Origin of the sequence: Candidatus Reidiella endopervernicosa (assembly GCF_013343005.1) — a bacterium.
In the GTDB taxonomy this organism is placed as follows: domain Bacteria; phylum Pseudomonadota; class Gammaproteobacteria.
This window is the reverse complement of record NZ_CP054491.1, coordinates 926,244-951,097: the sequence shown is the minus strand read 5'-3', so window position 1 is coordinate 951,097 and position 24,854 is coordinate 926,244. Positions and strand designations below refer to the sequence as shown.

25 protein-coding genes and 3 pseudogenes are annotated in these 24,854 nt (G+C 56.4%); 25 read left to right on the top strand and 3 right to left on the bottom strand.

Annotated elements, in window-relative coordinates; translation table 11 throughout:
* Positions 1-75: 75 nt before the first annotated feature.
* The gene (locus HUE57_RS05360) at positions 76-1,278 is read left to right on the top strand and encodes an EAL and HDOD domain-containing protein (protein WP_172840294.1); all 1,203 of its coding nucleotides are present in this window, start codon (positions 76-78) and stop codon (positions 1,276-1,278) included.
* Here the strand turns inward: HUE57_RS05360 and HUE57_RS05355 are convergent.
* Both HUE57_RS05355 and HUE57_RS20190 read right to left on the bottom strand, forming a co-directional pair.
* Positions 1,275-3,228 (bottom strand): annotated as a pseudogene (locus HUE57_RS05355) (hydantoinase/oxoprolinase family protein). The gene HUE57_RS05360 and the pseudogene HUE57_RS05355 overlap by 4 nt on opposite strands.
* Positions 3,225-3,554 (bottom strand): annotated as a pseudogene (locus tag HUE57_RS20190) (antibiotic biosynthesis monooxygenase family protein). Before HUE57_RS20190 ends, HUE57_RS05355 begins: the two co-directional pseudogenes overlap by 4 nt.
* Before the next feature lie 71 nt (positions 3,555-3,625).
* On the opposite strand from HUE57_RS20190, the gene HUE57_RS05345 reads away from it, so the two are divergent.
* The 3 genes from HUE57_RS05345 (at position 3,626) to HUE57_RS05335 (ending at position 6,075) form a co-directional block, all read left to right on the top strand.
* Positions 3,626-4,537 (top strand): ABC transporter ATP-binding protein, encoded by a 912-nt coding sequence (locus HUE57_RS05345; protein WP_320416280.1) that lies wholly within the window; start codon positions 3,626-3,628, stop codon positions 4,535-4,537.
* Positions 4,538-4,568: 31 nt separating this feature from the next.
* Positions 4,569-5,324, top strand: coding sequence for an ABC transporter permease subunit (locus tag HUE57_RS05340; RefSeq protein ID WP_078484974.1), 756 nt, complete (start codon positions 4,569-4,571; stop codon positions 5,322-5,324).
* A gap of 67 nt (positions 5,325-5,391) precedes the next feature.
* Positions 5,392-6,075 carry a GldG family protein gene (locus tag HUE57_RS05335; protein ID WP_174673726.1) on the top strand — a complete coding sequence of 228 codons (684 nt, stop codon included), beginning with the start codon at positions 5,392-5,394 and terminating at the stop codon, positions 6,073-6,075.
* Positions 6,076-6,098: 23 nt separating this feature from the next.
* Here the strand turns inward: HUE57_RS05335 and HUE57_RS20580 are convergent, their stop codons facing one another.
* Positions 6,099-6,437 (bottom strand): hypothetical protein, encoded by a 339-nt coding sequence (locus tag HUE57_RS20580; protein WP_174672846.1) that lies wholly within the window; start codon positions 6,435-6,437, stop codon positions 6,099-6,101.
* Between HUE57_RS20580 and HUE57_RS20575 the strand changes: the two genes are divergently transcribed.
* The 21 genes and pseudogenes from HUE57_RS20575 (at position 6,399) to HUE57_RS05225 (ending at position 24,822) form a co-directional block, all read left to right on the top strand.
* Positions 6,399-6,701, top strand: a complete 303-nt coding sequence (locus HUE57_RS20575) for a hypothetical protein (protein WP_174672845.1) — start codon at positions 6,399-6,401, stop codon at positions 6,699-6,701. The two genes, HUE57_RS20580 and HUE57_RS20575, sit on opposite strands and share 39 nt — an antisense overlap.
* Positions 6,702-7,233: 532 nt before the next feature.
* Positions 7,234-7,431: a TIR domain-containing protein gene (locus tag HUE57_RS05320; protein WP_174672844.1), complete on the top strand. Its 198-nt coding sequence runs from the start codon at positions 7,234-7,236 to the stop codon at positions 7,429-7,431.
* 501 nt (positions 7,432-7,932) lie between these two features.
* Entirely contained in the window at positions 7,933-8,535 is a 603-nt protein-coding gene (locus HUE57_RS05315) for a hypothetical protein (RefSeq protein ID WP_174672843.1), read from the top strand.
* 86 nt (positions 8,536-8,621) lie between these two features.
* The gene (locus HUE57_RS05310; protein WP_174672842.1) at positions 8,622-8,828 is read left to right on the top strand and encodes a hypothetical protein; all 207 of its coding nucleotides are present in this window, start codon (positions 8,622-8,624) and stop codon (positions 8,826-8,828) included.
* A gap of 1,043 nt (positions 8,829-9,871) precedes the next feature.
* Complete coding sequence (locus tag HUE57_RS05305; RefSeq protein ID WP_174672841.1) at positions 9,872-10,114, top strand: hypothetical protein; 243 nt, start codon at positions 9,872-9,874, stop codon at positions 10,112-10,114.
* A gap of 181 nt (positions 10,115-10,295) precedes the next feature.
* The gene (locus HUE57_RS05300) at positions 10,296-10,631 is read left to right on the top strand and encodes a pentapeptide repeat-containing protein (RefSeq protein WP_272902055.1); all 336 of its coding nucleotides are present in this window, start codon (positions 10,296-10,298) and stop codon (positions 10,629-10,631) included.
* Between the two features lie 706 nt (positions 10,632-11,337).
* Positions 11,338-11,532, top strand: a complete 195-nt coding sequence (locus HUE57_RS05295) for a hypothetical protein (RefSeq protein WP_174672839.1) — start codon at positions 11,338-11,340, stop codon at positions 11,530-11,532.
* Positions 11,533-11,814: 282 nt separating this feature from the next.
* Complete coding sequence (locus HUE57_RS20180) at positions 11,815-12,216, top strand: cyclic nucleotide-binding domain-containing protein (RefSeq protein ID WP_420885710.1); 402 nt, start codon at positions 11,815-11,817, stop codon at positions 12,214-12,216.
* Positions 12,141-12,425, top strand: coding sequence for a cyclic nucleotide-binding domain-containing protein (locus HUE57_RS05285; RefSeq protein ID WP_174672480.1), 285 nt, complete (start codon positions 12,141-12,143; stop codon positions 12,423-12,425). The genes HUE57_RS20180 and HUE57_RS05285 overlap by 76 nt, the downstream gene beginning before the upstream one ends.
* A 247-nt stretch (positions 12,426-12,672) precedes the next feature.
* The gene (locus tag HUE57_RS05280; RefSeq protein ID WP_174672837.1) at positions 12,673-13,533 is read left to right on the top strand and encodes a TonB family protein; all 861 of its coding nucleotides are present in this window, start codon (positions 12,673-12,675) and stop codon (positions 13,531-13,533) included.
* A gap of 202 nt (positions 13,534-13,735) precedes the next feature.
* Positions 13,736-16,012 (top strand): TonB-dependent receptor, encoded by a 2,277-nt coding sequence (locus tag HUE57_RS05275; protein WP_174672836.1) that lies wholly within the window; start codon positions 13,736-13,738, stop codon positions 16,010-16,012.
* Between the two features lie 166 nt (positions 16,013-16,178).
* A complete protein-coding gene (locus HUE57_RS05270) occupies positions 16,179-17,123 on the top strand; it encodes a hypothetical protein (RefSeq protein WP_174672835.1) in 945 nt (314 codons plus the stop codon).
* A 15-nt stretch (positions 17,124-17,138) separates the two neighbouring features.
* Positions 17,139-18,173, top strand: a complete 1,035-nt coding sequence (locus HUE57_RS05265; protein ID WP_078482123.1) for a 4Fe-4S binding protein — start codon at positions 17,139-17,141, stop codon at positions 18,171-18,173.
* A 3-nt stretch (positions 18,174-18,176) separates the two neighbouring features.
* Positions 18,177-18,416 carry an urease accessory protein UreH domain-containing protein gene (locus HUE57_RS05260; protein ID WP_174672834.1) on the top strand — a complete coding sequence of 80 codons (240 nt, stop codon included), beginning with the start codon at positions 18,177-18,179 and terminating at the stop codon, positions 18,414-18,416.
* 911 nt (positions 18,417-19,327) lie between these two features.
* Positions 19,328-21,475, top strand: a complete 2,148-nt coding sequence (gene nosZ / locus HUE57_RS05255) for a Sec-dependent nitrous-oxide reductase (RefSeq protein WP_174672833.1) — start codon at positions 19,328-19,330, stop codon at positions 21,473-21,475.
* A gap of 112 nt (positions 21,476-21,587) precedes the next feature.
* Positions 21,588-21,917 (top strand): annotated as a pseudogene (locus tag HUE57_RS05250) (Sec-dependent nitrous-oxide reductase); the annotation flags it as partial.
* 106 nt (positions 21,918-22,023) lie between these two features.
* Positions 22,024-22,359: a c-type cytochrome gene (locus HUE57_RS05245; protein WP_078482120.1), complete on the top strand. Its 336-nt coding sequence runs from the start codon at positions 22,024-22,026 to the stop codon at positions 22,357-22,359.
* A gap of 139 nt (positions 22,360-22,498) precedes the next feature.
* Entirely contained in the window at positions 22,499-22,705 is a 207-nt protein-coding gene (locus tag HUE57_RS05240; RefSeq protein ID WP_174672671.1) for a hypothetical protein, read from the top strand.
* 77 nt (positions 22,706-22,782) lie between these two features.
* Positions 22,783-23,505 (top strand): c-type cytochrome, encoded by a 723-nt coding sequence (locus HUE57_RS05235; protein ID WP_078482119.1) that lies wholly within the window; start codon positions 22,783-22,785, stop codon positions 23,503-23,505.
* A 109-nt stretch (positions 23,506-23,614) separates the two neighbouring features.
* Positions 23,615-23,947 (top strand): hypothetical protein, encoded by a 333-nt coding sequence (locus HUE57_RS05230; RefSeq protein ID WP_174672832.1) that lies wholly within the window; start codon positions 23,615-23,617, stop codon positions 23,945-23,947.
* A gap of 14 nt (positions 23,948-23,961) precedes the next feature.
* Positions 23,962-24,822 (top strand): hypothetical protein, encoded by an 861-nt coding sequence (locus HUE57_RS05225; RefSeq protein ID WP_174672831.1) that lies wholly within the window; start codon positions 23,962-23,964, stop codon positions 24,820-24,822.
* Positions 24,823-24,854: the final 32 nt, after the last annotated feature.

The following is a 24,854-nucleotide window of genomic DNA, read 5'->3' as shown; positions in this document are numbered from 1 at the left end:
TTTTTTGTTGCCTGAAATCGACCCAGCCCCTAAGCTAGCCCCCTATTTCCACATTCCCAATAAATGGAATTACGCGTGAGCAGCAAACAGGTCTTCGTCACCCGCCAGGGTATCTACAACCGCCTCTCTGAAGTTTTTGCCTATGAGCTAATCTTCAACGACACGATCAACGTGGATAGCGATCACAGCAGTAACGTTCGCGACTTTATCGGCAATGTGGTCGAGATCGGCCTCGATAATCTTGCAGGACGCAGACCGGCAATCATTAACCTTGATCCGGAGTTGCAACTCGACGAGACCCTGCTCCAGCTCTCAACGCCTCAGATCATTCTCGGCATCTCACCCACCACTCCAGCCAGCGACGAAAACATTGAGAAGCTGCTCAAACTAAAGGGACACGGCTACAAGCTGCTGCTCAACGACTTCGTCTACAGCCAGGAGCGTGCTGAACTGCTAAAACATGCTGACATCGTTCGCATCCAGGTTGGAATCGGCGATCTGCGCGAGATGATGGAGGCGATCACACCCATTCGTGAAGCGGGTGTCGAGATCCTCGCCGACGGGGTCGATAGTCGCGATGTGCATGCTCGTTGTGTACAGCTCGGCTTCTCATACTTTCGCGGCAACTTTCTCTGCCAGCCCAATATCGTTGAGGGCAAACGTCTCGCCTCCAACCGCACCACTGCGCTGCGCCTGATCGCTAGCCTGCAGGCTGCCGACGTCTCCAACAAAGAGATCGAGACCCTGATCAGCCAGGATGTCACCCTCAGTTACAAACTGCTGCGCCACATCAACTCCGCTTTCTTCGCCCTGCCGCGCGAGATCGAGTCGATCAAACAGGCGATCGTCTATCTCGGTCTGCAGGCGATCAAGCAGTGGGCGACCCTGATCTCACTGACCAATGTCGATGACAAACCGAGCGAACTGATGAACATCTCGATGCTGCGCGGCAAGATGTGCGAACTGCTGGCCGAACAGGCCAGGTTGCCGCAACCCGCAGGTTTCTTCACTGCAGGACTCTTCTCCACCCTCGACGCGATCATGGATGCCGATATGGGCGAACTGCTGGAGCAGCTACCGCTTAGTCAGGAGATCAAAGATGCGCTACTGAAACGTGAGGGCGCGATAGGTGAGGCGATCAACTGTGTAATCGCCTATGAGCAGAGTGACTGGGAGAAGAGTGCCTTCCAGGATCTCGACCCGTGGAAGGTCGCCACAACCTACACTGAGGCACTCAGCTGGTCTGATAGCACCCTCGCCGCCCTGCCCAGCGGCTAGACAAACCTGAGCAGCAGATTACCGTAACCATCAACCCGGCAGTGCCAGCCGGGTGCCAGCCAGGTGGTTGAGACCGTCTCGGTAATCAGCGCTGGCCCAGAAAGCTCACTACCGGCAGCGAGCGCATCGCGCTGATAACAGGCTACCGGTTCCGCCACACCGTAGAGCGGACGATGAGCAAACGGCTCGACATCACCCTCACCCAACGGCTGCAGCTCAACTCTTGAAGCGCCACCGCGCACACCAACGCGCACATTAACCAGCTCAACCTCCATCCCCAGACTATGACCGTAGCGCTGGGCGTGCAGTGCATGAAAACTCGCCTTGCTCTCATGCATGCCGCACCACGGCACATTGAGGGTGTAGGACTGCCCCTGATAGCGCAGATCGACCGAGCGCTGCGCCTCGATCAACGACTCATCAACACCCTCTGCCAGCAGCTCGCTACGCCCCTGACTCAGTAGCACATCGAAGTGCTGGTCGAGCATGGCGACATCGATAGCATGCAGTAGTCCGGTCACCGTTTGAGAGAGCTGCCGTCCACGCGGCGCGGCGAGCATGCCGAGCGCCGAGAGCACACCGCCGTGTCGCGGCACCAGCGCCTCATCCATGCCGAGCGCCTCGGCCAGGGCACAGACGTGCAAGCCACCGGCACCGCCAAAGGAGGTCAGCGTCAGCTCACGCGGATCGACACCCCGCTCGACCGAGATCACCCGTAGCGCACGTGCCATATGTTCGTTGGCAAGATGGATCACCCCTCAGCCGCCTCCTCACGGTTCAGCTTCAACCCCGCCGCCAGCTCATCGACGACCGCCTCGGCCGCCGTAAGGTCAAGGGCCATGTTGCCGCCGAGAAAGGCATCGGGTTGCAACCGCCCCAGCACCAGATTGGCGTCGGTCACCGTCACCCGTGAACCGCCACGCCCGTAACAGGCGGGGCCCGGATCGGCACCCGCCGACTCCGGCCCGACCTGCAGCATACCGCCCGCATCGACCGTGGCGATCGAGCCACCACCCGCACCAATGGTATGCATATCGACCATCGGTACACCGACCGGATAACCTGCGATCTCCCCCTCACCGGTCAACTGCACCTCACCGTCAATCAGCGCCACATCGGTCGAGGTGCCGCCCATATCGAAGGTGAGTAGTCGTTCGCGTCCCGCCAGTTCGCCGATAAACTGCGCTCCACGCAGACCACCCGCCGGACCGGAGAGCAACATGCGTACCGAGTGTCGCCCCGCCTGGGCGGCGTCGATGGTATCGCCCGAACTCTGCATTACCGACAGCGGCGCCGGTGAAACGCCCTGCTCGAGACGCCCCAGATAGCTCTCGACCAGCGGCCCGACATAGGCGTTGAGCCAGGTGGCGATACCGCGCTCATACTCTCGATACTCCGGCAACACCTCGGAGGAGCGAGCGACAAACAGCGTTTCGGGCAGCGCCGCCTCAATAGCACGCTCACCGCTGTCATCGAGAAAGGAGAAGAGCAGATTGATCGCCACCGACTGCGGCTCGAGCTCCGCGACGGCCTGCTGTAGCTCGGCAAGGTCGGCCTCGGTGAGCGGCTCGATCATCTCACCCTCAGCATTAAGCCGTCCGCCGGTCTCCAGGCAGAACTCTCTTGGCACTGGCGGCGTCACCGGATCGGGCTGCAGGTTATAGAGTTCGCGCCGCGCCTGACGACCAATGGTGAGCAGATCTCGCAGCCCACGATTGGTAATAAAGAGGGTGCGCACCCCCTTCCCCTCCAGCAGTGCATTGGTCGCCACCGTCGAGCCGTGCACCACCCGCAGCTGTGCGCGGTCGAGCCCCAGCTCATCGATCCCCTGCAGGATCGCCCGCTCCGGGGCATCGGGCGTGGAGAGCACCTTGTGGACCCGCAGCTCTCCACCCACATCGACGACAAAGTCGGTGAAGGTACCCCGGTGTCGACACCAAGCAGTATCACGATTCACCTCCAAAGCTGTAGCTACGTTCGACCCGTGCCACCCGCACCTGATAGCACTGATACCAGCGCTCACGTCCATCCGCCTGCGCTGCCTGATGCTCACCCTCTTCTCGCCACATCCGGATCGCCTCAAGCGACTCCCAGTAGGAGACGTGATACCCAACGCACCTTCTCGCGCCGACTCAACACCGAGAAGCCGGGCTGCGCCGCGCGAGCTGCAGCATCCGTTGGGCGGCCTCTTCATAACCTTCATCGGAGGCGCTTTTCAGCGAGCTGAAGATCACGCTGTAGTAGGGCGGTTCGGGTGTATTGGCGAGTTTGCACATAGTCGAATCGGTCTTTGCGGTGTATGGTCGCCGCTTGGCAACGGCTAAAACGATCCTGAATAATAAAACGTATGAGTGACGAAATCCTGATCCGTGTCGAAAACCTCACCCGTCTCTACGGCGAGAACCGCGTCGTCGACAACCTCAGCTTCGAGGTGGCACGCGGCGAGGTGCTCGGTTTTCTCGGTCCCAACGGGGCGGGAAAGTCGACCACCATGCAGATGATCACCGGCAATCTAGCACCGACCACCGGCGCGGTGGCGATTAACGGCGTCGACCTACTGGACGAGCCGAAGCGCGCCAAGACCGAACTCGGCTACCTGCCAGAGCAACCGCCGCTCTATCGCGAGCTGACCGTCGATGAGTATCTGCGCTACTGCGCAAAGCTCAACCGCATCGCACGAGTCGAGATTGAGACTGCACTCAATCGCGCCAAGACGCGTTGCGGCCTTGTTGATGTCGGCAGCCGCCTGATCGGCAACCTCTCCAAGGGGTATCAGCAGCGCGTCGGCATCGCCCAGGCGATCATCCACAACCCGGCGGTGGTGATCCTCGATGAGCCGACCGTTGGCCTCGATCCGATCCAGATTCGCGAGATTCGCCAGCTGATCAGGGAGCTCGGCAACGAGCACGGCGTGATCCTCTCCACCCACATCCTGCCCGAGGTGCAGGCGACCTGCTCACGGGTGCAGATCATCCACCAGGGCAAACTGCTCTTCAGCGACACCATGCATGGGCTCGATGCACGCCTCAGCGAGCCGGTGCTACGGCTCAAACTGAGCAACCCGCCGCCGCTCGAGGCACTCACCGCACTGCCAGGCATCGAATCGGCCGAGCGATCGGATGCGGGTTATATCGAACTGCGACACTCACCAGAGACCAATCCAGCCGGGGCCGTTGCCGAAGCGGCAGTCGCGAACGGCTGGGGCGTACTGGAGCTGACTCACACCGCAAGTCGCTGGAGCAGATCTTTGTCGAGCTGACCACCGGCGCGACCGGCGAGGAGGCCGCCGCATGATCCTCACTATCGCCGCCCGTGAGCTGCGCTCGCTGTTCCTCTCACCGCTCGCCTGGACCATCCTCGCGGTGGTGCAGTTCATCCTCGCCTGGCTCTTTCTCGGCATGGTCGACTACTACATCATTGAGGCGCAGCCACGGCTTGCCACCCTGCACGGCGCACCCGGCGTCGCCGAGCTGATCGTCGCCCCACTCTTCAGCTCCGCCGCGATCGTGCTGCTACTGGTCACCCCGCTACTGACCATGCGTCTGGTCAGCGAGGAGCGGCGCAACCGCACCCTCACACTCCTGCTCTCGGCACCGATCTCTATGAGCGAGATCATCCTCGGCAAGTACCTCGGCCTGCTCGCCTTCCTGCTGCTGATGCTCACCCTCACCGCGCTGATGCCGCTCTCACTGCTCAGCGGCGGCACGCTCGACTTCGGGCTGTTCGCCTCGGCGCTGCTCGGTCTGCTACTGCTCACCGCCGCCTTCACCGCCGCCGGGCTCTTCATGTCGACCCTTACCCAGCAACCGACCGTCGCCGGCATCAGCAGCTTCGGTCTGCTGTTGTTGCTCTGGATCATCGACCTCTCCGGTAATAGCGGCGACGAGGTAGGTAACGTCTTCAGCTACCTCTCACTACTACGCCACCACGAATCACTGCTCAAGGGTGTCTTCAACAGCAGCGACATCGTCTACTATCTGCTCTTCATCACCACCTTTCTGGTGCTCAGCATCCGCTGCCTCGATGCCGAGCGGCTGCAGCCATAGTAGGGAACCAGAATGAAACAGACCACCTCGACACGGCGCATGGCACGCTTCAAGCCACTACCTCTTCATCGCGCTGTTTCTCACCGCGGTCGGACTGATCGCCTGGCTCAGCACCCACTACAGCTTCGAAGCGGACTGGACCCACAGCGGCCGCAACTCCCTCTCCGAGACGAGCAGCGATCTGCTCGCCACTCTCAATGCCCCCGTGAAGATCGAGGCATTTGTGCGTGAAGAGGGGGAGCTGCGTCGCCAGATCGAAAGCTTCATCGACCGCTACCAGCGCTCCAAGGGCGATATCGAAATCAGCTTCATCAACCCCGACCTCAATCCGCAACGCATGCGCGAGCTCAACCTCGGCAACGGCGCACTGCTGATCCACTATCAGGGGCGTAGCGAACAGCTGCAGGCAATTAATGAACAGAATGTAACCAACGCCCTACGTCGCCTGAGCCGCAGCGGCGATCGCTGGATCGCCTATCTTGAGGGGCATGGTGAGCGCGACCTGCGCAGCGAGGCGAACCACGCGCTGGGCAGCTTCGGCAGTGAGCTGGAGCGCAAGGGTTTTAAGCTGCAACCGCTCAACCTCGCCAAGCTCGGTGCCATCCCCGGCAACACTGAACTGCTGGTAATCGCCAGCCCACAGTTGGCACTGCTGGAGGGCGAGATCGCACTGATCGAAGGCTATCTGCAGAGCGGCGGCAACCTGCTCTGGCTCACCGAGCCAGACAGCGAGTCGGGACTGAGGAGCTAATCGACTCACTCGGCATCACCAAACTACCCGGCACCCTGGTCGATACCAACAGCAGCAAACTCGGCATCGACAACCCCGCTATCGTAGTCGTACCCGATTACCCCTTCCACGCCGTCACCAGCAACTTCACCGCGCTGACCCTCTACCCGCAGAGCGCCGCACTGGAGTTCGAAGAGACCAACGAGTGGCAGGGCGAACCGCTCATCACCACCCTCCCCGGCACCTGGAATGAGACCGGCACAATCGAAGGGACCATCGCCATGGATGCCGACGAAGGAGAGCGCGAAGGCCCCTTCAACCTCGCCCTTGCACTGACCCGCACCATGGAGGGAGAGACCACCAACGGCGAAACCACCAACCAACGCGCCATCGTCATCGGCGACGGCGACTTCCTCAGCAACAGCTACCTCGGCAACGGCGGCAACCTCGACCTCGGCCTCGCCATGGTCGAGTGGCTAAGCCACGACGACGCGCTGATCACCATCCGCAGCCGCACCGCGTCCGACACCACACTCGAGCTGTCGAACACCGCGATGGCGGTGATTGGGGTTGGGTTTTTGTTGGTGGTGCCGGTGGGGTTGTTGGGGGTGGGATTAGGTATTTGGTTGAAGAGACGGAAGCGTTAGACGCTACCCGTTTCAAATAACACTTAGCCAACTTTCGTCGGGTATTACTGCCCTGCACGTTCAGTAGACTCTCTTAAACTCCATTAGGGGCAGCAACCCCATTTCTTTTAGAAAGAAATAGGGGAAAGAAACCTCTCCGACGATTTGCCGCTTCGCGGTTCACTCCGCTTCTCATGATTTCAGGCGTGGGCAGAACTCGCTGCGCTCGGACAAGCTGCCCACTCAATCCTGAAATCACTGCGATGCTCGCCTGCATCGACGGAACAAAACCGAACCGATTTGGCACCCTCATAAGATTTAGTTAATCTCATACACGTAGCACAGACCACACTCTAACTGAGTGCGGCATAGGCTCACACAACCGGGAAGAGTCATGCAGGATGCAGAAACACCTTATCAAACCCATTCAAAACGACAGACCCCACTAAAGTGAGAGTTCTTAGTGACATATCGCAACATACGAGCCGACCGCATATGGCAATATATGCGCCAGATTCATATTCACTGTTAAGCTCTACAACAAAGGGGCAATTTGAGTTCAGCATTTATAAGCTATTCAACGAAGGATGAAGAGCTGGCGAAAAAGCTTTATTCATTAACTTCCATGGCTGGCATAGAAATGTTTCTAGCAGGAATATCAATTGAACCTGGGAGCAAATGGACAGATGTAATTTTTGAGAAACTGGACAAAGCTGATTGGGTTTCTTTCTGGCATCAAAAACGCTTGTGAGTCACAAGCAGTTCAACAAGAAATTGGGGCATCTTTAATTCAAAAGAAAACCATTATACCGTTGCTAATTGATATAACACCTGAAGAACTACCCGGCTGGGTTGGGAATCACCAAGCAATCAATCTAAAAGACAGCCCCGAGAGGCTTCACTCAGCAATAGAAAAATCGCAGATAAAATACAAGTAGATAAGTTCTGGGCGGGCGTAATAGTAGGCATTCTTGTTATTGCATTGGCGTTCTTGCTTACAAAAGCATGAACTTAATAATCAGCTCAACCGCCCACCTCCACGGCGCTTGACTTAGTGCAACATAGCACAAAGGCAAACCCCGCCACGATGCCCGGCTTAGCACGGCATTAGTCAAATAGGAAAGGAGCACACGGATGAGTGATCACGATTTTCGCTTCTACGCTAAAGGAGCCGCATTCGAAGACGGCACCTATGATTTACGATCAATGGAGCTTCTTCTATCTAGCTACCGCTCCATAACCGACCGCCTTATTGCAGTACAACTCGGGCGTCGCCAGCTTACTCCGAAAATCAAAAACAAATCGATTACCAAGTACAGATCAAGCCAGGTTCAATCGAATTTCTATTGATTTTGTCTTTACCCACAAAGAGGTTCTGACCGTATTAGCTTCCGATGGCGGCTATCAACTGTCCAGCACCATAACCAAGCTTTTCAAAGAGGCCCTCAACCTACGTAAAGAGGTTGCCAAGGTTCTCGAGCAAAAGCTCCCTCTGAATATCACGATCAATGCCAATATCAATGTCGGGTCTGGCACCCTGATTGCGAACACTGGTAATGGGAATATTCAGATTGGTGATTCAAACATCCTTTGGGCAGCACAAGTTACTAAGCACTCTGCGGATCGTTTAGTTGGCGGCATTGATGGAAACCAAATTGAGTTTGTGGAGCTTTCTGGCGCAGGCAGTGAGATGAAGATTACCGAGGAGGATCGCGTAATACTCGGCCAAAATCGTGAAGAACTAACGGCAGAAATTTCTGTAATTGGTCGCCTGGATATGGTTGCGTTCTCTAGCCACAAGGGAACAATTATTGCCGAGAACGAGAGGTTTCCGTTACGTGGGAAGAACATCTAAGAAACAAAATCTACAAGTTTGCTGACACTCCAGGCATCGAGTTTCGCGTCAGACCAATCATTGATCAAACCGGGGAGTCGCTATTTTTGCGAAAGTTTGTTTTGGGCATCCAAGCCCAAGCAAACAGCAAAAACTTAACGCGACCATTTATGCCTACGGCGCCCCGACCGTCCTGCGTACGTTGCGTAATCACCTCTTCGCGGCTCTACACAACTCCCTCAGTGACTCTACGCCGACATAAAGCCGCTGCTGCATCTTCTTCGTCGTTCGCTCGCGCTCTCAACTACGAATAGGCAGACGGCGTCGACTATCGGGGACTAACCGCTCTCACTTCGCTCTCCATGGCGGTCAGCGAACGAATGCACTCCGAGGCAATCGCTTACCATGTGCTAGATTGCAAAAGCCGAACCATGAGCTGGACATCTAGAGCCAACAATAAACACACGCGCAATTCCGGGGCAGCATACATAATTTAGCTGCTAGCTATTGGCGACGGCGTTGACTCCCACCTCTCGATGCAAAGCGAACATCACAGTGATTCAGAGCGATCACACAAAACAATAGGGAGCTTCACTATAAAATGAAAACCTCTAGTTTAGTTAACGTACTAATTAGTACAGCAATGCTTATGGCGGGTATTAGCACTGCTCTTAAAGGTCAATTCGTGGATTCGAGTATTGTATTCGTTTCAGCCGACGAGGCTTACAAGGAGTGGTTATTTCGCGTTGTTAGAGATATTGGCTGGTTTGGGAGTCTTTCAGCATCACTTTTGAAAAACCGTGTCAGAGAACAATTATTTCTAATATTAGAGAATAATGCTCTCTGACCCGGTTTAACTCTGGGACAGTTTACCCATATAGCTGCCAACGAATGGACGCGGTGTTGACCTTCATTCCCTCGATGCAGAGCGAGCATCGCAGTGATTTCAGGATTGAGTGGGCAGCATGTCTGAGCGTAGCGACAAATCGGCAGGATCGCCGATTTGCACAGCGCCAAGCTGCCCGAAGGGTGAGGCACATGGACGTGCCTCATGAAACCATCTGCTGATATCTCGTAATCCCAAATATTCCAATCACCAATCTGCGACAGCATGTAGTGATATCGCTTTGCTCAACCCACCCTACCTACCTAGCACTACCTCCAAACACTTGAATACAGACTCGTTTATTTCAACTATAAATAGACGACGGGAGTCGCTATTTTTGCGAAAGTTTGTTTTGGGCATCCAAGCCCAAGCAAACAGCAAAAACTTAACGCGACCATTTATGCCTACGGCGCCCCGACGTCCTGCGTTCGTTGCGTAATCACCTCTTCGCGGCTCTACACAACTCCCTCAGTGACTCTACGCCGACATAAAGCCGCTGCTGCATCTTCTTCGTCGTCCGCTCGCGCTCTCAACTACGAATATGCAGACGGCGTCGACTATCGCGGACTAACCGCCTTCGCTTCGCTATCCATGGCGGTCAGCGGTGGCGGACTCGAACATAAGATGAGAGCCGCTAAAACAACAAAGCCAGCCCACTCTATTAAGGCTGGCACTCTTCAGAAGATAAGAACCCCGGAGGCGTACACACGATGAAAAGCACAACCGAATAACCACTACACTTGCCACACTACTAGCAACACTCTACCTGCCAGCTGCCATCGCCTGGACCGATAAAGTCGACACACTTGATAACGCCAACTCCCTCTGCAAGCTGGAGCCTGACGCCCAGTGCACCGACGCCGTGCGGGTGGGATTGAACGCACCGGGCCTCGACATGAATCACGCTTCGATGGAGAAGATGCGACTGGATGGCGCGAATCTACAGCGGGCCAATTTTTCGTACGCCATTATGCAACTGGTCAATCTGAAGGGTGCCGACCTAATGCTCGCAAATCTGGAAGGCGCTCATATGCATGCGGCTAATTTGCAGGAGGCCAACCTGATGCTGGCCAATATGCAGAAGATCAACCTGCTGGATGCAGACCTGAGCGGAGCCAACCTTCAGGGTGCCAATCTGAGTGGTGCCATCCTGATTAAAGCTAAATTCGATGGAGCAACCTGGACAGATGGCCGGATCTGCGCGCCCGGATCGATTGGGAAGTGTTTGTAGACGCGAATTCACTTCCCAGGCATGTAGCCCGGGTGGAGTGAAACGCAATCCGGGGGTCTCAATATCATCCTCCCGGATTGCGTGTTACTCCATCCGGGCTACGAGTCTGTTAACGATTGGCAATGGTGTTGAACTTTATCGCCTCGATGCAGAGCGAGCATCGCAGGCATTACAGGATTTAGCGAACGACTGTTTGATCGTAGCGAGTTGTTATTCGCGCCTGTAATGACGAGAAGGCCGCTCTCGCACATCTATGTGCTTCTCGGCACTCTTGCATCCTGCACTTCGCGCAGGGATACGCAAGAGCGACCTCTTTGTGTACTTTCTCTTATGCGGTTAAGAGAAAGTACCTCACCGCACAGGGCGACAAATCGGCAGGATCGCCGATTTGCACAGCCTAAGCTGCCCGAAGGGTGAGGCCACATGGACGTGCCTCATGAAACCATCAGCTAATAACTCCTACAATACAAATCATCCCAAGCACTCCTTCCACAACAGCGTGGGCAACATCCATTGCCCACCCTTCTTTCCACGCCACATGATTGCCCCGGCGAACCAATGACCGACTATTTAATAGCTGCATAATGTTAACTGAGTAGGCTTATGTGACCATGTCACACCACCCCCACAGCTAAGTGACTCAGTCACTCTACTTTTTCCTCATCTCCCTATACTGCGGTCATCCACTTCTTACGAGGAAAAGATTATGAAAAAACTTGGCTCATCTCTGGCACTACTGGCCCTGCTTGGCGCTTCTCATCTGCACGCTTCTGAGCAGGCTGATGGTTTCAACTGGCCCTACGGTTTTGCCGCACAACCTGCGGTAGAACAGTTCGATGCAGCAGACGGGCTTAACTGGCCTATGGTTTTGCCACAGCAACTCAGGAATCTATCGAGATAAGCTCGCTTGATGTGGATGGCATTAACTGGCCGGAAGGGTTTTAAATTGGAGTAACTCCAACTATTTAGTGTGTGTCCGAGTGGATATTCACGAACCTCTCAAGCCATCTTGAACTCCACTCACATTTTAGCCCCGATTTCGGGGCTTTTTTCATGCTGAAAGCAGACTGCGTCCCAGCAGCTCACCAACTTTACTTTAACTGACTCATATCAAATACTTATCGATAGAGTTCTCCAGAGCAATCTATGCTCCGACCGTTACTCGGGTCGTCACCCTGGCAATATGGCTGCATACGCAATGGAATTAAAACCGTCTGAACAACGCGTCCTGTCCGACATATTTCCCAGCGTCGCGGAGGTGCCGGGTTTAAGTGATTACGCATGGAACAAGCAGGCATTCAAAAGCGGCGATGTTCTGTTCAAACCTGGCCAACCCTGTAATCGTTTTGTCCTGTTGGGCCATGGAACTATTCGCGTGCAACTACAGAATGATCAGGGACGAAATCTGCTGCTCTATCGCATTGAGCCGGGGCAATTGTGCATTCACTCACTGATCAACCTGATCAATGATCAGAATTTCAGCTATATCACCTCAGCCGATAGTGATGGATGGCTCTGCTGGGCGGAAAGGAGCAGTTTCAGAAGTGGATGGATAGCTCCCCGACTTTCAACACTGGATCTTTAATAACGTCGGCTCACGCTTTAAAACAGGTCGTCGAACGCTTTGCCAACCACGCGTTTATCCCCGTGGAAAACCGCCTGGCCGGACTGCTGATCGAAAAGATGGGTGAAGAGCAGAACATCAAAATCAAACAATCCGATCTCGCCATTGAGCTTGGCACGGCCAGGGAGATTGCCTCCCGCCATTTATCGCGCTGGCAAAACGGGGCTTAATCGACACCCATCGTGGTGAGATCACAATCAACGATGTTCAGGCCCTGCTGGAGCTGGCCATCTAATTCTTACACTATCGATGGATTGAGACGGCCCAGCACGTAGCCCGGATGTAGTGAAACGCAATCCGCGGCTCTCCACATAAACCTCCCGGATTACCCTAAAGCACGCTCATCGTGCCGCTTAATCCGGCTAACTGATCTACAGCCCGCCCCGCTGGCACGCTGTGTGCAATATCTGACGGGCCATGAGCCTCCGCAACGACACCCGCGCCTTCACGATTATGCTGCTGATCTCCTTCGCGGCACATATCGCCGTGGCAGTTCAGATGCCACGAAATCCGTGGGCCGATCTGACCGAGAAGCTGGCACCGATTACGCTGAAGATTAAACTGATGGCGCCGAAACCGGCCCCGAAACCGCTTCCCAAGGTGGAGAAAAAACCGCCGCCTAAGCCCAGGCCGAAACCGGAGGTGGAGCCGCCGAAACCGAAACCAGTGGCGGTTAAACCCAAGCCTGTCGAGCCGCCCAAGCCGAAGCCCAAGCCGGTGGTTAAACCGAAACCGAAACCGATGCCGGTTGTAGAACCGGAACCGATTGTGGAGCCTGAGCCGCTGAAGGTGGTCGAAACAGAACCTGTTGTTGAGCCGGAACCCGTTGAAATTGTTGAGGCGGAGCCAGTTGAGGTTGTCGAAGAAGTACCTGTCGAGGTGTTTGAACCGGTTGAGGTTGCCACGGTAGTCGAGCCTGTTGCGGTGGCCGCAGCGGAGCCGGTTGTGGCGGCACCACCACCCGCCTCCAGCGGTCCCTCACCCGAGCAGATGGCGAGCGCCAAGGCGGACTATCTCGCTCGCCTGGTGAAACATATCGAGAGCAACAAGTTCTACCCCTCGGCGGCACGTCGTCGTCGCATCGAGGGGGCGGTCGATGTCGCCTTTCAGATCGATCAACGAGGTGAGATTACCGAGCTCTCCTGCGATGGAAAAAACCGCCTGCTGCACAAGGCGGCCTGCAAGGCGATCGAGTCGAGTCGACCCCTGCCTGAACCACCATCGGCACTCGGAGCGCGACTGCCTATCAGCTTCTCAATGGTCTATGCACTGCGTTAACAAAGTGCGGCATATGACGCACTCGTTGCGTCATATGCCGCACCTTTCATAACACCAAACCTCCAAAACCCCTTAATTGCCGCACCCAAATTGATGGCATAGATCGTGCTCTCACATAGTCCTGCATTCTGTCGCGTGAGCGGCAGTGGATGGTGAGTAACGTTCATGGATGAACGCCCTTTTTTTATTCCTGGAGAGTTCAATGTCATTTCCGCACCCCTCTGCGCAGGCTAAATCGCTGCGCCTTGTTTCGGCTGCAACCGCCCTCGCACTCGGTTCAACACTTTCTTTCAACGCCTCGGCTGAATCACTTGGCATCATCCACGTCGACTCGACTACCATCGATGACCGCTTCGAGGCGAAGCGCGAAGAGCCCTCCAATATTAATGTGATCAGCGGCGAGACGGTCGATGAGAGCCACGCCGACAATATTCAGCAGCTGCTGCAGTCGGTACCGGGCATCACCACCAACTGGGGCAGCGGCGAATCGCTGAAGATCCACCTGCGTGGTGTTGAGAACCAGGGGTTCATGGGCGAGAAGCCGGGCGTGGCCGTTGTCATCGATGGTGTGCCGGTCTTTGAGCGCACCGGCAAGGTCAATATCGATCTCGACAACATCGAATCGATCAAGGTGGTCAAGGGCGGCGCCTCCTACCTCTTCGGTGACGATGCACTGGCCGGTGCGGTCATCATCACCACCAAGCGCGGCGCGAAGATGGCGGGCGTGAAGGCCTCTGTCGAGGGCGGCAGCTTTGGCCGCCTCAAGGGGCTGGTGCGCGGCGGCTTTGCTGGCGATTTCGGCAGCGGCCATCTGCAGCTCTCCCACACCGAGGTGGACGGGTATTATGAAGATTCCAGCTCTGAGGCGGACTACGCCAACGGTAAGCTGCAGCTCTATGTCGGTGAGATGAGCGACCTTACCTTCGGCTTTGAGCTGGCCGATCGCGCAAAGAACAGCCACGGAGCTGTCGCCGGTGTTACCGCCGCCGCCAACGATCCGCAGAGTGAAGACCCCACCTACAACGACTACGCCAACCACTTCGACGTACAGCTGCAGAAGTACTTCCTCACCTTCGCCAGCGACTTCGAGGATGAGTCGAACCTGATGCTCAATGTCTACCAGTTCAGCGACGACACCAAGTACAACAGCGCACCGGTCGACAGCACCGAGGACGACTACGGCTACACAAACGACTACTCCCAGGTACAGCGTGGCTTCAAGGCTGAGTATCGCCACCCCGACGAACGCGCCGCGTGGATGATCGGCACCGACCTGCGCGCTAACAGCTACGATGCGCTAGTCAACTACCTCGACTGTGCCGACATCGGCAGCTACACCAACTGTGCCAGCGCCGGCATCGGCGGTGTTCATTCGACGAGCGACACCAGCGAGGGGGTCTACGCTTTTTACGGCGAGCTCAAGGTCCGCCCCGCCAAACGCCTCACCCTGACCATGAACGGTCGCGCCGACCTGATCGATCTTGAAGGAACCCGCTCGGAGTGGGCATCGGCTGGCTGGCCACCCGCCTACGCCTGGACCACCGAAACAGACGACAAGCAGTTCGAGGTCGGCAGCTGGCGCCTTGGCGGCAACTTCGCCGTCACTGATAATCTCGATCTCTACGCCAACGGCTCAACCGGCTTCCGCGCACCAACTGTCAAGCAGCTCTTTATCGGTATCAGCTCGCCGACCATGCGCACCAACCCCAATCCCGACCTCGATCCCGAGCAGGCACTCAACCTGGAGATCGGCCTGCGCGGCAAGCTCGATGCACTCGGCTCGCTGGAGTATGACCTAGCGCTGTTCCAGATCGAGCGTGAGGATTTCATTGAGGCGAGCAACGGACGTTACACAACCGGCCTCACCAACCAGTTCGAAAATGTCGGCAACGCTCGCCACCGTGGCGTCGAGCTCTCGATCAACGCACAACCGGCGAAGTGGATAAGCTGGGATCTCGCCTACACCTATCTTAATGCCGAGTACACCGACTACGAAGACTATGTTCTCTCGGTGATGGATACCAACGGCTTCGCTCCGGGCGGTTGTATTGATGGTACCTGGACTAACGTCTCCTTCAGCGGCCAGAACTACTGCCAGAAGGCGTTAGATAACACCGGTAACGATATCTCGCGCACCCCCAACCACCACCTCAACCTGATCTTGGCCTTCTACCCGACCGAGAATCTGACCATCAGTGGCGAGTTCGACTCCACCTCTTCCTACTTCGCCGATGAGCTCAATCAGCTGGAGATGGATGGTCACTCTACGTTCAACCTGCTCGGTAACTATGATCGTAAGTTTGGCTCCACCAAGCTCTCGATCTTCGGTCGTGTCGACAACCTCTTCGACGAGGAGTACTACAACACCGCACGCGCTGATAACGACGACAACGAGGATGGCGTCTACGACGAGGAAGATATCTCTCTGGTGGTCAACCAGGGCATCACCGTCAGCGCTGGTCTCTCATTAACCTTCTAGGAAGCGATGAATTTGTCTATCAATCGGAAACTGAATATTGCGGCCGCAGCAATCGTCGCCATCGCCTTCAACTCAGCCGCCACTGCGGGCTGCGCTGGAACCCTAAACCACCCGGCAGCCACAACATGGCGCAGGGTGGGCACGCGGTCATAGCCGTGGTGGTCCGGTGGCGCTCTATCTCGACGATAGCGAAGCGGCCGAGCTGCAGATGTGGAGTTCCACGCTACAGCTGTCGGAGCTGGAGCAGCTTGAGGGTAAGGTGGAACTGACCAAAACCGGTATCGATAACTACCACGCCGTTCTCGCCACCCGCAGCAGCCAGACACTGCACGAATCGGCACTGCGCTATAGATATATGCGCGGCAAGCCCTCCGGCCACTCACCTTCGGAGCTGACCGCACTGACCAAGACACCGCTGGAGATCGTGCCCGATCCACTGCCGCGCGAACATTGGCGTTATACCGGCAATCAAACAGCCAACTTCACCATTACCTTCAACGGTGAACCGCTGGCTGGGGCGTGGGTTGGACTAACCAGCTCCAACGGCACCACACTCGAATCGACCAGTGATGCCGAGGGTAGCGTCAGCTTCCCCGTCCCCGACGATTTTTCTCGTGTGATGCCGGGGCACAGTAACAACCCCAAGGGTGAGTTCATCGTCCGTACCGGCCACGTTGATAACGGTCGTCTCTACCGCACTAACCTCACCGCCGACTACCGCGTCGACCCTGGCCACTGGCAGTCGAACGGGGTGGCGCTCTTCATGTTGGGCGGTGGTTTTGCGGCCGGGCTGCTAGTCACACGTCGTCGTAACGATCCGGGAGTCGCTATTTTTGCGAAAGTTTGTTTTGGGCATCAAGCCCAAGCAAACAGCAAAAACTTAACGCGACCGTTTATGCCTTCGGCGCCCCGACCGTCCTGCGTACGTTGCGTAATCACCTCTTCGCGGCTCTACACAACTCCCTCAGTGACTCTACGCCGACATAAAGCCGCTGCTGCATCTTCTTCGTCGTCCGCTCGCGCTCTCAACTACGAATATGCAGACGGCGTCGACTATCGGGGACTAACCGCCCTCACTTCGCTCTCCATGGCGGTCAGCGGCAGAGAATAAGAAGGCGAAAAAATCATGAACAGCGTGATCAACCTCTCCACCCTGCGCAAGCTGGTCCAGCTTAGTGCCTTTATCTTTCTCGTCTACGGCTCCAGCGTCGTCGGCTTCTACGCCGCCGACAAGCTGAGCAACGCCTTCCCGGTACTCGCCTGCGCCTACGACGCCGAGACCGCCGACTACTGCGCACTGATCCCCCTGCAGCATCAGATGGACCACCGCGTCGCACCGGTACTGGCGGCGGGTGGCGCGGTCATCACCGCAATCATGCCAACGCTGATCACCCTGCTCACCTTCATGCTCTTCTTCGTCTTTCTCAACAAGGCGTTCTGCGGCTGGATCTGTCCACTCGGCTTCTTCCAGGAGCTGGTCAATATGGTGGGGCAGAAGCTGGGGCTGCAGCGTGACACCTCACTGTCCGATCGCACCGTCGACCGCATCCGCCCCTGGAAGTGGCTGCTGCTGGTGCTGCTGGTCTTCACCTTCCCGCTGCTGACCGGCTTTGGTATCACCGGTCATGAGCTTGGTAGCCCCTTCTGCAGCATCTGCCCGAGCCGCATCCTCACTACCCTGGCTACTGGCAACACCTCGCAGCTAGTGGTCGACACCACCAACGACGGCTACATGATCATCTCACTGATCGCCACCTTCCTCTTCGGTCTGATGATTGCGCTGGCACTGACTGTGCGCCAGCCCTTCTGTCGCATCTGTCCGATGCTGGCGATGCACGCGGTGTTTCGCAAGATCGGCTTTGTACGGCTGGTGAAGAACAGCAAACCGCGCTGCGATAAGTGCGGCCTCTGCGCCAAGGCGTGCCCGATGGATATCCGCGAGATCCACACCGAGATGGACAAAAAGGATGTGCTGTTTGCCGACTGCACCCTCTGCGGCCGCTGCGTCGAGTTCTGCCCCGACAAGGATGTGCTGCAGATGAAGTACACCGCCCTGCCGATCTTCCGCGCCGACCCCGACTACTTCAAGGCACGCAAAAAGGCACAGGATCGCTGGGAGAAGAGCACCTTCCGCCGCTGGTTTGGCAAGAGCGAGTCGTAAAACGTGGAAGCGGTTCAGATCACCTTCGCTGCGGCGCTGCTGATCGGTTTCAGCTACGGCGCCGGCCCCTGCAATATCGCCTGCCTACCCTACCTCGGGCCGATCTTTCTCAGCCGTGAGAGTGAGCGGTTGGGGCGCTGGGGCACCATCCTCCCCTTCTCTGCCGGGCGCATCTTCAGCTATGCGCTGCTCGGTACGGCGGCGGGCCTGATTGCCCCATCGCCAAAGTGGAGCCCTGCATGATGCGTTGGCGTGGTGACATCTCCGGTCGGCCGGGCGTACTTCGCTAGCGCTCCGGTACGGCGGCGGGCCTGATTGGCGCACAGATTACCGATACCCTAAAAGGTGGCAGCGCCTCCATCATCCTCGCGAGGTGAATCGGCGTCGTCGCCTTTGGCTGTCTACTGCAGTCACTCAGCCTGTGCCGCCGCTTGCACACCTACGCGACGAACCCCGGGAACGCTATAAGGTACAGAGCCCTGGAGGTTCGAATCGGTCGGTTGGCCTGTCGGCCTGCTTTGTTGGGGATTGCGCTTTGGCGCTCGAGCTCGCCCGCCCAATTGCGCCCACCTGCGGATTCCGCCGACCCTATAGCTTGCGGCTCGCCTCGGTTGATGGCCTCGGTGCGGTGGGACCCTTTTCTGCTGCTGGCGCACTTCGCCTTTGGCGGGATTCTCACAGTCGCCATGGCAGCGACTAAACTGGTGATATCCGCATTCTGCTGTGCTGTCGACATGCGCTACGTGATGGGTGCTATTCACCTTGCGAACTTGTTATCTGCCCACATAGCCCAGCAAACCACTTTGCAAGATCTTATTCAGCACTGGACTAAACTGCTTACACATTTGTGCGCTCTTGCCGAACAAATTGACCGGTCGGGTCGCTTGCGAAGTTGTTGCACTCTTCGCGGCTAACGTCAACTAACTCGCCTCAGTGCCTACGGCGCCGACTGAATACGCGCGCTGCGATCCTCTTCGTCGCTCCGCTCGCGCTCTCAGCTGATAGCGCCGACGTAAACTCTGGACTTCATCCGCCTCACTTCGCTCTCCATGGCGATCAGCGACTGCTAATAACGCTACTTCGTCTACGGTAGGCCAAAGGCGCAATGTGGCGATTGAACTTCTCGTTTTCTTAGTATTGGTAGAGGAAAAATAATGAAACAACTGATGAAGCGGTTCGTACCGCTGCTCACGGGCCTCAGCATCGCGCTGACAGCCGGTGGTAGCGCCACGGCCAGCACCCTCGATGACGTAATGAAAAAGCGTGGCCTGACGCAGAAAGATCTGCTGGCAGCTGCCAAGACCTACACCCCAACCGGCGGCCGCGATGAGTTCCTGGCCTTCGCTTCGGGTGGTCAGAGTGGTCAGGTCATCGTCTACGGCATCCCCTCGATGCGTATCCTTAAATACATTGGTGTCTTCACCCCCGAGCCCTGGCAGGGTTACGGCTTCGACGATGAGTCGAAGGCAGTACTGGCGCAGGGCCGCATCAACGGCAAGGACATCACCTACGGCGACACCCACCACCCGGCGATCTCCGAGACCGATGGTGACTATGATGGTCGCTATCTCTTCATCAACGACAAAGCCAACCCACGTATCGCTGTGATCGATCTGCACGACTTCGAGACCAAGCAGATTGTGGTCAATCCCTTCTTCAAATCGGCGCACGGTGGTGCCTTTGTCACCCCGAACACCGAATACGTCATGGACCCAGCCCAGTACGCTGCACCGCTGACCGATGAGTTCGTTCCGCTTGAGGAGTTCAACGACAAGTACCGCGGTGGTCTCACCTACTGGAAGTTCGATGACAAGAAGGGTCGTCTCGACCCTGAGCAGTCCTTCACCTTCGAGTTGCCTCCCTACAGTCAGGATCTCTCCGATGCCGGTAAGGGTCCAAGCTATGGCTGGGGCTTTACCAACTCCTTCTGTTCTGAGCGTTATGTCGGCGGTATCGAGCGCGGCCGTCCTCCGTTTGAGGCGGGCTGTTCTTCGAAAGATACCGACTTCATGCACGTAACCAACTGGAAGAAGGCCGCTGAACTGGTCAAGGCCGGTAAGGTCAAGAAGGTCAAGGGCAGCTACCTGATCTCCATGAAGCAGGCGGTTAAAGAGGGTCTGCTCTACCTGATCCCCGAGCCTAAGAGCCCACACGGTGTTGACGTTACCCCTGACGGCAAGCTGATCACCGTCTCCGGTAAGCTCGATAGCCATGCATGGGTCTACAGCTTCGACAAGATCATGAAAGCGATCAAGGCCAAGAAGTTCGAGAGCCACGATCCCTACGGTTTACCGATCATCGCGATGAAGGATGTACTGCATACGCAGGTTAACGTCGGTCTGGGACCACTACATACCCAGTACGACTCCAAGCCCTGTGTCGCCTACACCTCGATCTACGTCGATTCAATGGTTACCAAGTGGGACTACTGTAAGGGCAAGGTACTGGATCAAATCAACATCCACTACAACATCGGCCATCTGATGACCATGGAGGGCGATTCCAAGTCACCTGACGGTAAGTACCTCGTCTCTCTCAACAAGCTCTCAATCGATCGCTTCAACCCGGTTGGACCGCTGCATCCGCAGAACCACCAGCTGATCGATATCAGCGGCGAGAAGATGGAGCTGCTCTACGATATGCCACTGCCACTGGGCGAACCCCACTACGTGGTCGCTATTGCAGCCGACAAGCTGAAACCTGCCGTACGCTACAAGTCTGGTTGGGATAGCCGTACCGACAAGCGTTCTCCTTACAAGACCCGCGCGGGTCGTGAGAAGACGGTGCGTAACTGTGACGCCAGCGGCAAGTGCACGGTTGAGGTCTTCGGTACCACCATCCGTTCACACATCACCCCTGAAATCATTGAGGCTGAGGTGGGCGATACTGTGAAGATGCACTTCACCAACCTTGAGCGTGCTCAGGATGAGGTTCACGGCTTCGCACTTAACGGCCAGAACGTACAGCTCTCTATCGAACCCGGTAAGACCGCTTCAGCGACCTTCACCGTTGAGAAAGAGGGTGTCTATCCTTACTACTGCACCGAGTTCTGCTCGGCACTCCATCTGGAGATGCAAGGTTATCTGCTAGTTAAACCGAAGGGCTACAAGTCCACCGGCGCTGCCATGCAGGCCGGGGAGTCGCTATTTTGCGGAAGCTTGTTTTGGGCATCCAAGCCCAAGCAAGCGGCAAATACTAACGCGACCGTTTATGCCTACGGCGCCCCGACCGTCCTGCGTTCGTTGCGTAATCACCTCTTCGCGGCTCTACACAACTCCCTCAGTGACTCTACGCCGACATAAAGCCGCTGCTGCATCTTCTTCGTCGTTCGCTCGCGCTCTCAACTACGAATAGGCAGACGGCGTCGACTATCGGGGACTAACTGCCTTCGCTTCGCTATCCATGGCGGTCAGCGAGGGTGTAAGTTACACTCAGGCCGACTACAACAAGCAGGTCAAGACCAACGTCGATACCCAGGCGGTTATCAATCAGGTCGTAGGCTTCATCACCAGCCACAACTACAAGGACTTCCCTACTGTTGTGGCACTGGTTGAGGATGCAACCGATCAGCTCGGATTCGCCGATGAGTCGAAGAAGAAGGCTGAAGCGGCTGCGGCCAAGAAAGACTGGCAGAATGCCATGCTCTGGGCCAACCAGTGGTGGCAGTATCAGGTTAAGACAGCGGACCTCGGTCTGCGTGCCAAGACCTATCTGGAACAAAATGGTGCTAAAAAGGTCAAATAACCACTGAGTGGTAGTGATACCACGACAAACAGGATATTGACCCAACTAAAGGGGGAGGAGCAGTATTGCACCTCCCCCTTTTTCCCTAAAGATCTGGAGATTCCTCATGAAAAACATGTCTATAAAAGCGACTCTGGCGGCTCTGCTGCTCGGACTCGGTGTAAGCAACAGCGCCATGGCCCTCGATGGTGAAGCACTATTTAAAAATCCTGCCAAGGGTGGCTGTACCGCCTGTCACGGTAAGGATGGCAAGACCACCATTCTGCCCCAATACCCAAAGATTGCCGGTCAGAATGAGGCCTATGTATTACAGCAGCTGAAAGACATCAAGAGCGGCGCACGCAACAACGGCATGACCGCTGCGATGAAGGGCATCATGCACCTGGTCAACGACGAAGAGATGGCGGCAATGGCCAAATACATCTCAACCATGGCGCCGTAGCGTTATCGTTGAATATCAGATTTGACTAATATCAATGCCATCTTCGACGGGATAGCGAGAATGGCAGTCAGAGATCGATTCGGTTACGGCAGAGATCGCCAGACCCAATCATGAATACAACGCTCCGGGAGTCGCTATTTTGCGAAAGTTTGTTTTGGGCATCCAAGCCCAAGCAAACAGCAAAAACTTCACGCGACCGTTTATGCCTGCGGCGCCCCGACCGTCCTGCGTTCGTTGCGTAATCACCTCTTCGCGGCTCTACACAACTCCCTCAGTGACTCTACGCCGACATAAAGCCGCTGCTGCATCTTCTCCGTCGTTCGCTCGCGCTCTCAACTACGAATAGGCAGACGGCGTCGACTATCGGGGACTAACCGCCCTCACTTCGCTCTCCATGGCGGTCAGCGATTGTTGAGAGAAGTTATGAAAGGCACTAAATCGGTAGTTGGCGCGCTGGTTGTCGCCATGGGTGTGGCTGCAGGCCCTGTCGCCGCGGCTGGTCCAGCCGCAGCTGGCTGGAACGTGGGTGGTGGCGAGCAGGATGAGGCGATGCACCTGACGCCCGACCTTGATAACGGCATGGACGTCTACGAGGTCTGTGCTGCCTGCCATCTTCCCGAGGGCTGGGGTACCAAAGAGGGTACCTTCCCACAGCTGGCCGGTCAGCATAAAGAGGTTCTGATCAAGCAGCTGGCTGATATCCGCGCACTCAACCGTGACAACCCAACCATGTACCCCTTTGCACTGCCTGAGTCGATCGGTGATGCACAGGCGCTGGCCGATGTCGTCGCCTACATCGAGAAGATTCCGATGAATCCTGAAAACGGCGTCGGCCCTGGCACCGATCTGGCCCTGGGCGAGCAGCTCTACAAGGACAACTGTGTGAAGTGCCACGGTGACAACGGTGAAGGCATCAAGGAGAAGTACTACCCCAGAATTCAGGGGCAGCACTACAACTACATGCTGCGTCAGTTTGAGTGGATCCGTGACGGCAAGCGTCGTAACGCCAACCCAGACATGGTCAAGCAGATCAAGGGCTTCACCGACAAGGATATGGTTGCTGTTATCGACTACGTATCACGCCAAAAGCCACCGAAGGAGGATCTCGCACCCTCGGCTGACTGGATGAACCCAGACTTCGATTGAATGGCAGTGACGCGCTTTAGGCTAATGCCTAAAGCGCGTACTCTACCCAACACCCTTTTCTTTGAACGCTCACGCCACGACTGTGGTGGCGAGCGGAATGGCGACCGTCATGCAAAACAGTGCATCACAGAAACAGACCTTTATCGTAGCCGGCCTCAGCCTGATCTCAATCGCGATGCTCGCTATGATCTACTTCGTGCCGATCTGGTGGGTATCGCTCACCGCACCTAACTATCCACCCGAAGCGTTCCCTGACGGGGTTCGTATCCACTTCCATATGAACGGCGTCTTTAATGGCTGTGAAATGGTGGAGAAGGCAGAGATCCAGGAGGATGAGGCGCTCGACTGTGTGCATGAGATGGACACCATCAACCACTACGTCGGCATGTACCCGATCTCGACGGGTGGCCCGATTGAGCGCGGTTTTCGCTCTTTCTGTTGAGCTTCCTGGCGGTAATGATTATCAGCTTTATCTGTATCCGACCGAAACTACGCACCGCCATCATGGGGATCGGTTTTGCCATCATTCTCAGCTGGATGTATATTAACATCTACGCTAGTAATGGTATCGCCCTGCAGAGCACCGGTTATCTAACCGCGCTGGTTACCGCACTCGATCAAGACGCCAGCCAGGAGATCGAGGTCTCACCGGCCCAGGCACTGATCGATCGGATGCAGCAGTCGCTCTCATCGTCGGGGGTCGAAGTCGATAGAACGTCGACCGAGGAAGGCAAGGCCTCTCAAAAGACGCTGATGCTTGAGCAACTGCAGTCCAATTTTGAATACGATATGTCACGTCGTGGTATCGGCGAGGAGTGGAATGGCAGTAGCTTCCAGGTCATCAGCTGGCACTACACCAAGACCCTGGGGCGCTACTTCAACAATCCCGAAGAGATCACCCCGATGGTGGCAACGCTGAGGCTCGCGATACATGTCGTCTTTGTTGGACTGCTCGGTGCCATGCTGCTGCTACTCTGGGGTTCGATTAAAACATTCGCCCCTCTACTGGCTCCTGATTATGGTGCCGATCGCGCTGCCGGTCTTCTTTGTCATCGACTATGCCGCCTGGCTCTGGTGGTTTGGTCACAACATGCCGGGGAGTCGCTATTTTTGCGAAAGTTTGTTTTGGGCATCCAAGCCCAAGCAAACAGCAAAAACTTCACGCGACCGTTTATGCCTTCGGCGCCCCGACCGTCCTGCGTACGTTGCGTAATCACCTCTTCGCGGCTCTACACAACTCCCTCAGTGACTCTACGCCGACATAAAGCCGCTGCTGCATCTTCTTCGTCGTCCGCTCGCGCTCTCAACTACGAATAGGCAGACGGCGTCGACTATCGGGACTAACCGCC

What these genes read in the sequence shown, in the direction of transcription:
- HUE57_RS05345 (WP_320416280.1), top strand. Translation starts at nt 3,626, where the DNA reads ATGAGTGACGAAATCCTGATCCGTGTCGAAAACCTCACCCGTCTCTAC.
- HUE57_RS05340 (WP_078484974.1), top strand. Translation starts at nt 4,569, where the DNA reads ATGATCCTCACTATCGCCGCCCGTGAGCTGCGCTCGCTGTTCCTCTCA.
- HUE57_RS20575 (WP_174672845.1), top strand. Translation starts at nt 6,399, where the DNA reads ATGGAGGGAGAGACCACCAACGGCGAAACCACCAACCAACGCGCCATC.
- HUE57_RS05300 (WP_272902055.1), top strand. Translation starts at nt 10,296, where the DNA reads ATGAATCACGCTTCGATGGAGAAGATGCGACTGGATGGCGCGAATCTA.
- HUE57_RS05295 (WP_174672839.1), top strand. Translation starts at nt 11,338, where the DNA reads ATGAAAAAACTTGGCTCATCTCTGGCACTACTGGCCCTGCTTGGCGCT.
- HUE57_RS20180 (WP_420885710.1), top strand. Translation starts at nt 11,815, where the DNA reads ATGGCTGCATACGCAATGGAATTAAAACCGTCTGAACAACGCGTCCTG.
- HUE57_RS05285 (WP_174672480.1), top strand. Translation starts at nt 12,141, where the DNA reads ATGGCTCTGCTGGGCGGAAAGGAGCAGTTTCAGAAGTGGATGGATAGC.
- HUE57_RS05280 (WP_174672837.1), top strand. Translation starts at nt 12,673, where the DNA reads ATGAGCCTCCGCAACGACACCCGCGCCTTCACGATTATGCTGCTGATC.
- HUE57_RS05275 (WP_174672836.1), top strand. Translation starts at nt 13,736, where the DNA reads ATGTCATTTCCGCACCCCTCTGCGCAGGCTAAATCGCTGCGCCTTGTT.
- HUE57_RS05265 (WP_078482123.1), top strand. Translation starts at nt 17,139, where the DNA reads ATGAACAGCGTGATCAACCTCTCCACCCTGCGCAAGCTGGTCCAGCTT.
- nosZ (WP_174672833.1), top strand. Translation starts at nt 19,328, where the DNA reads ATGAAACAACTGATGAAGCGGTTCGTACCGCTGCTCACGGGCCTCAGC.
- HUE57_RS05245 (WP_078482120.1), top strand. Translation starts at nt 22,024, where the DNA reads ATGAAAAACATGTCTATAAAAGCGACTCTGGCGGCTCTGCTGCTCGGA.
- HUE57_RS05235 (WP_078482119.1), top strand. Translation starts at nt 22,783, where the DNA reads ATGAAAGGCACTAAATCGGTAGTTGGCGCGCTGGTTGTCGCCATGGGT.
- HUE57_RS05230 (WP_174672832.1), top strand. Translation starts at nt 23,615, where the DNA reads ATGCAAAACAGTGCATCACAGAAACAGACCTTTATCGTAGCCGGCCTC.
- HUE57_RS05225 (WP_174672831.1), top strand. Translation starts at nt 23,962, where the DNA reads ATGATTATCAGCTTTATCTGTATCCGACCGAAACTACGCACCGCCATC.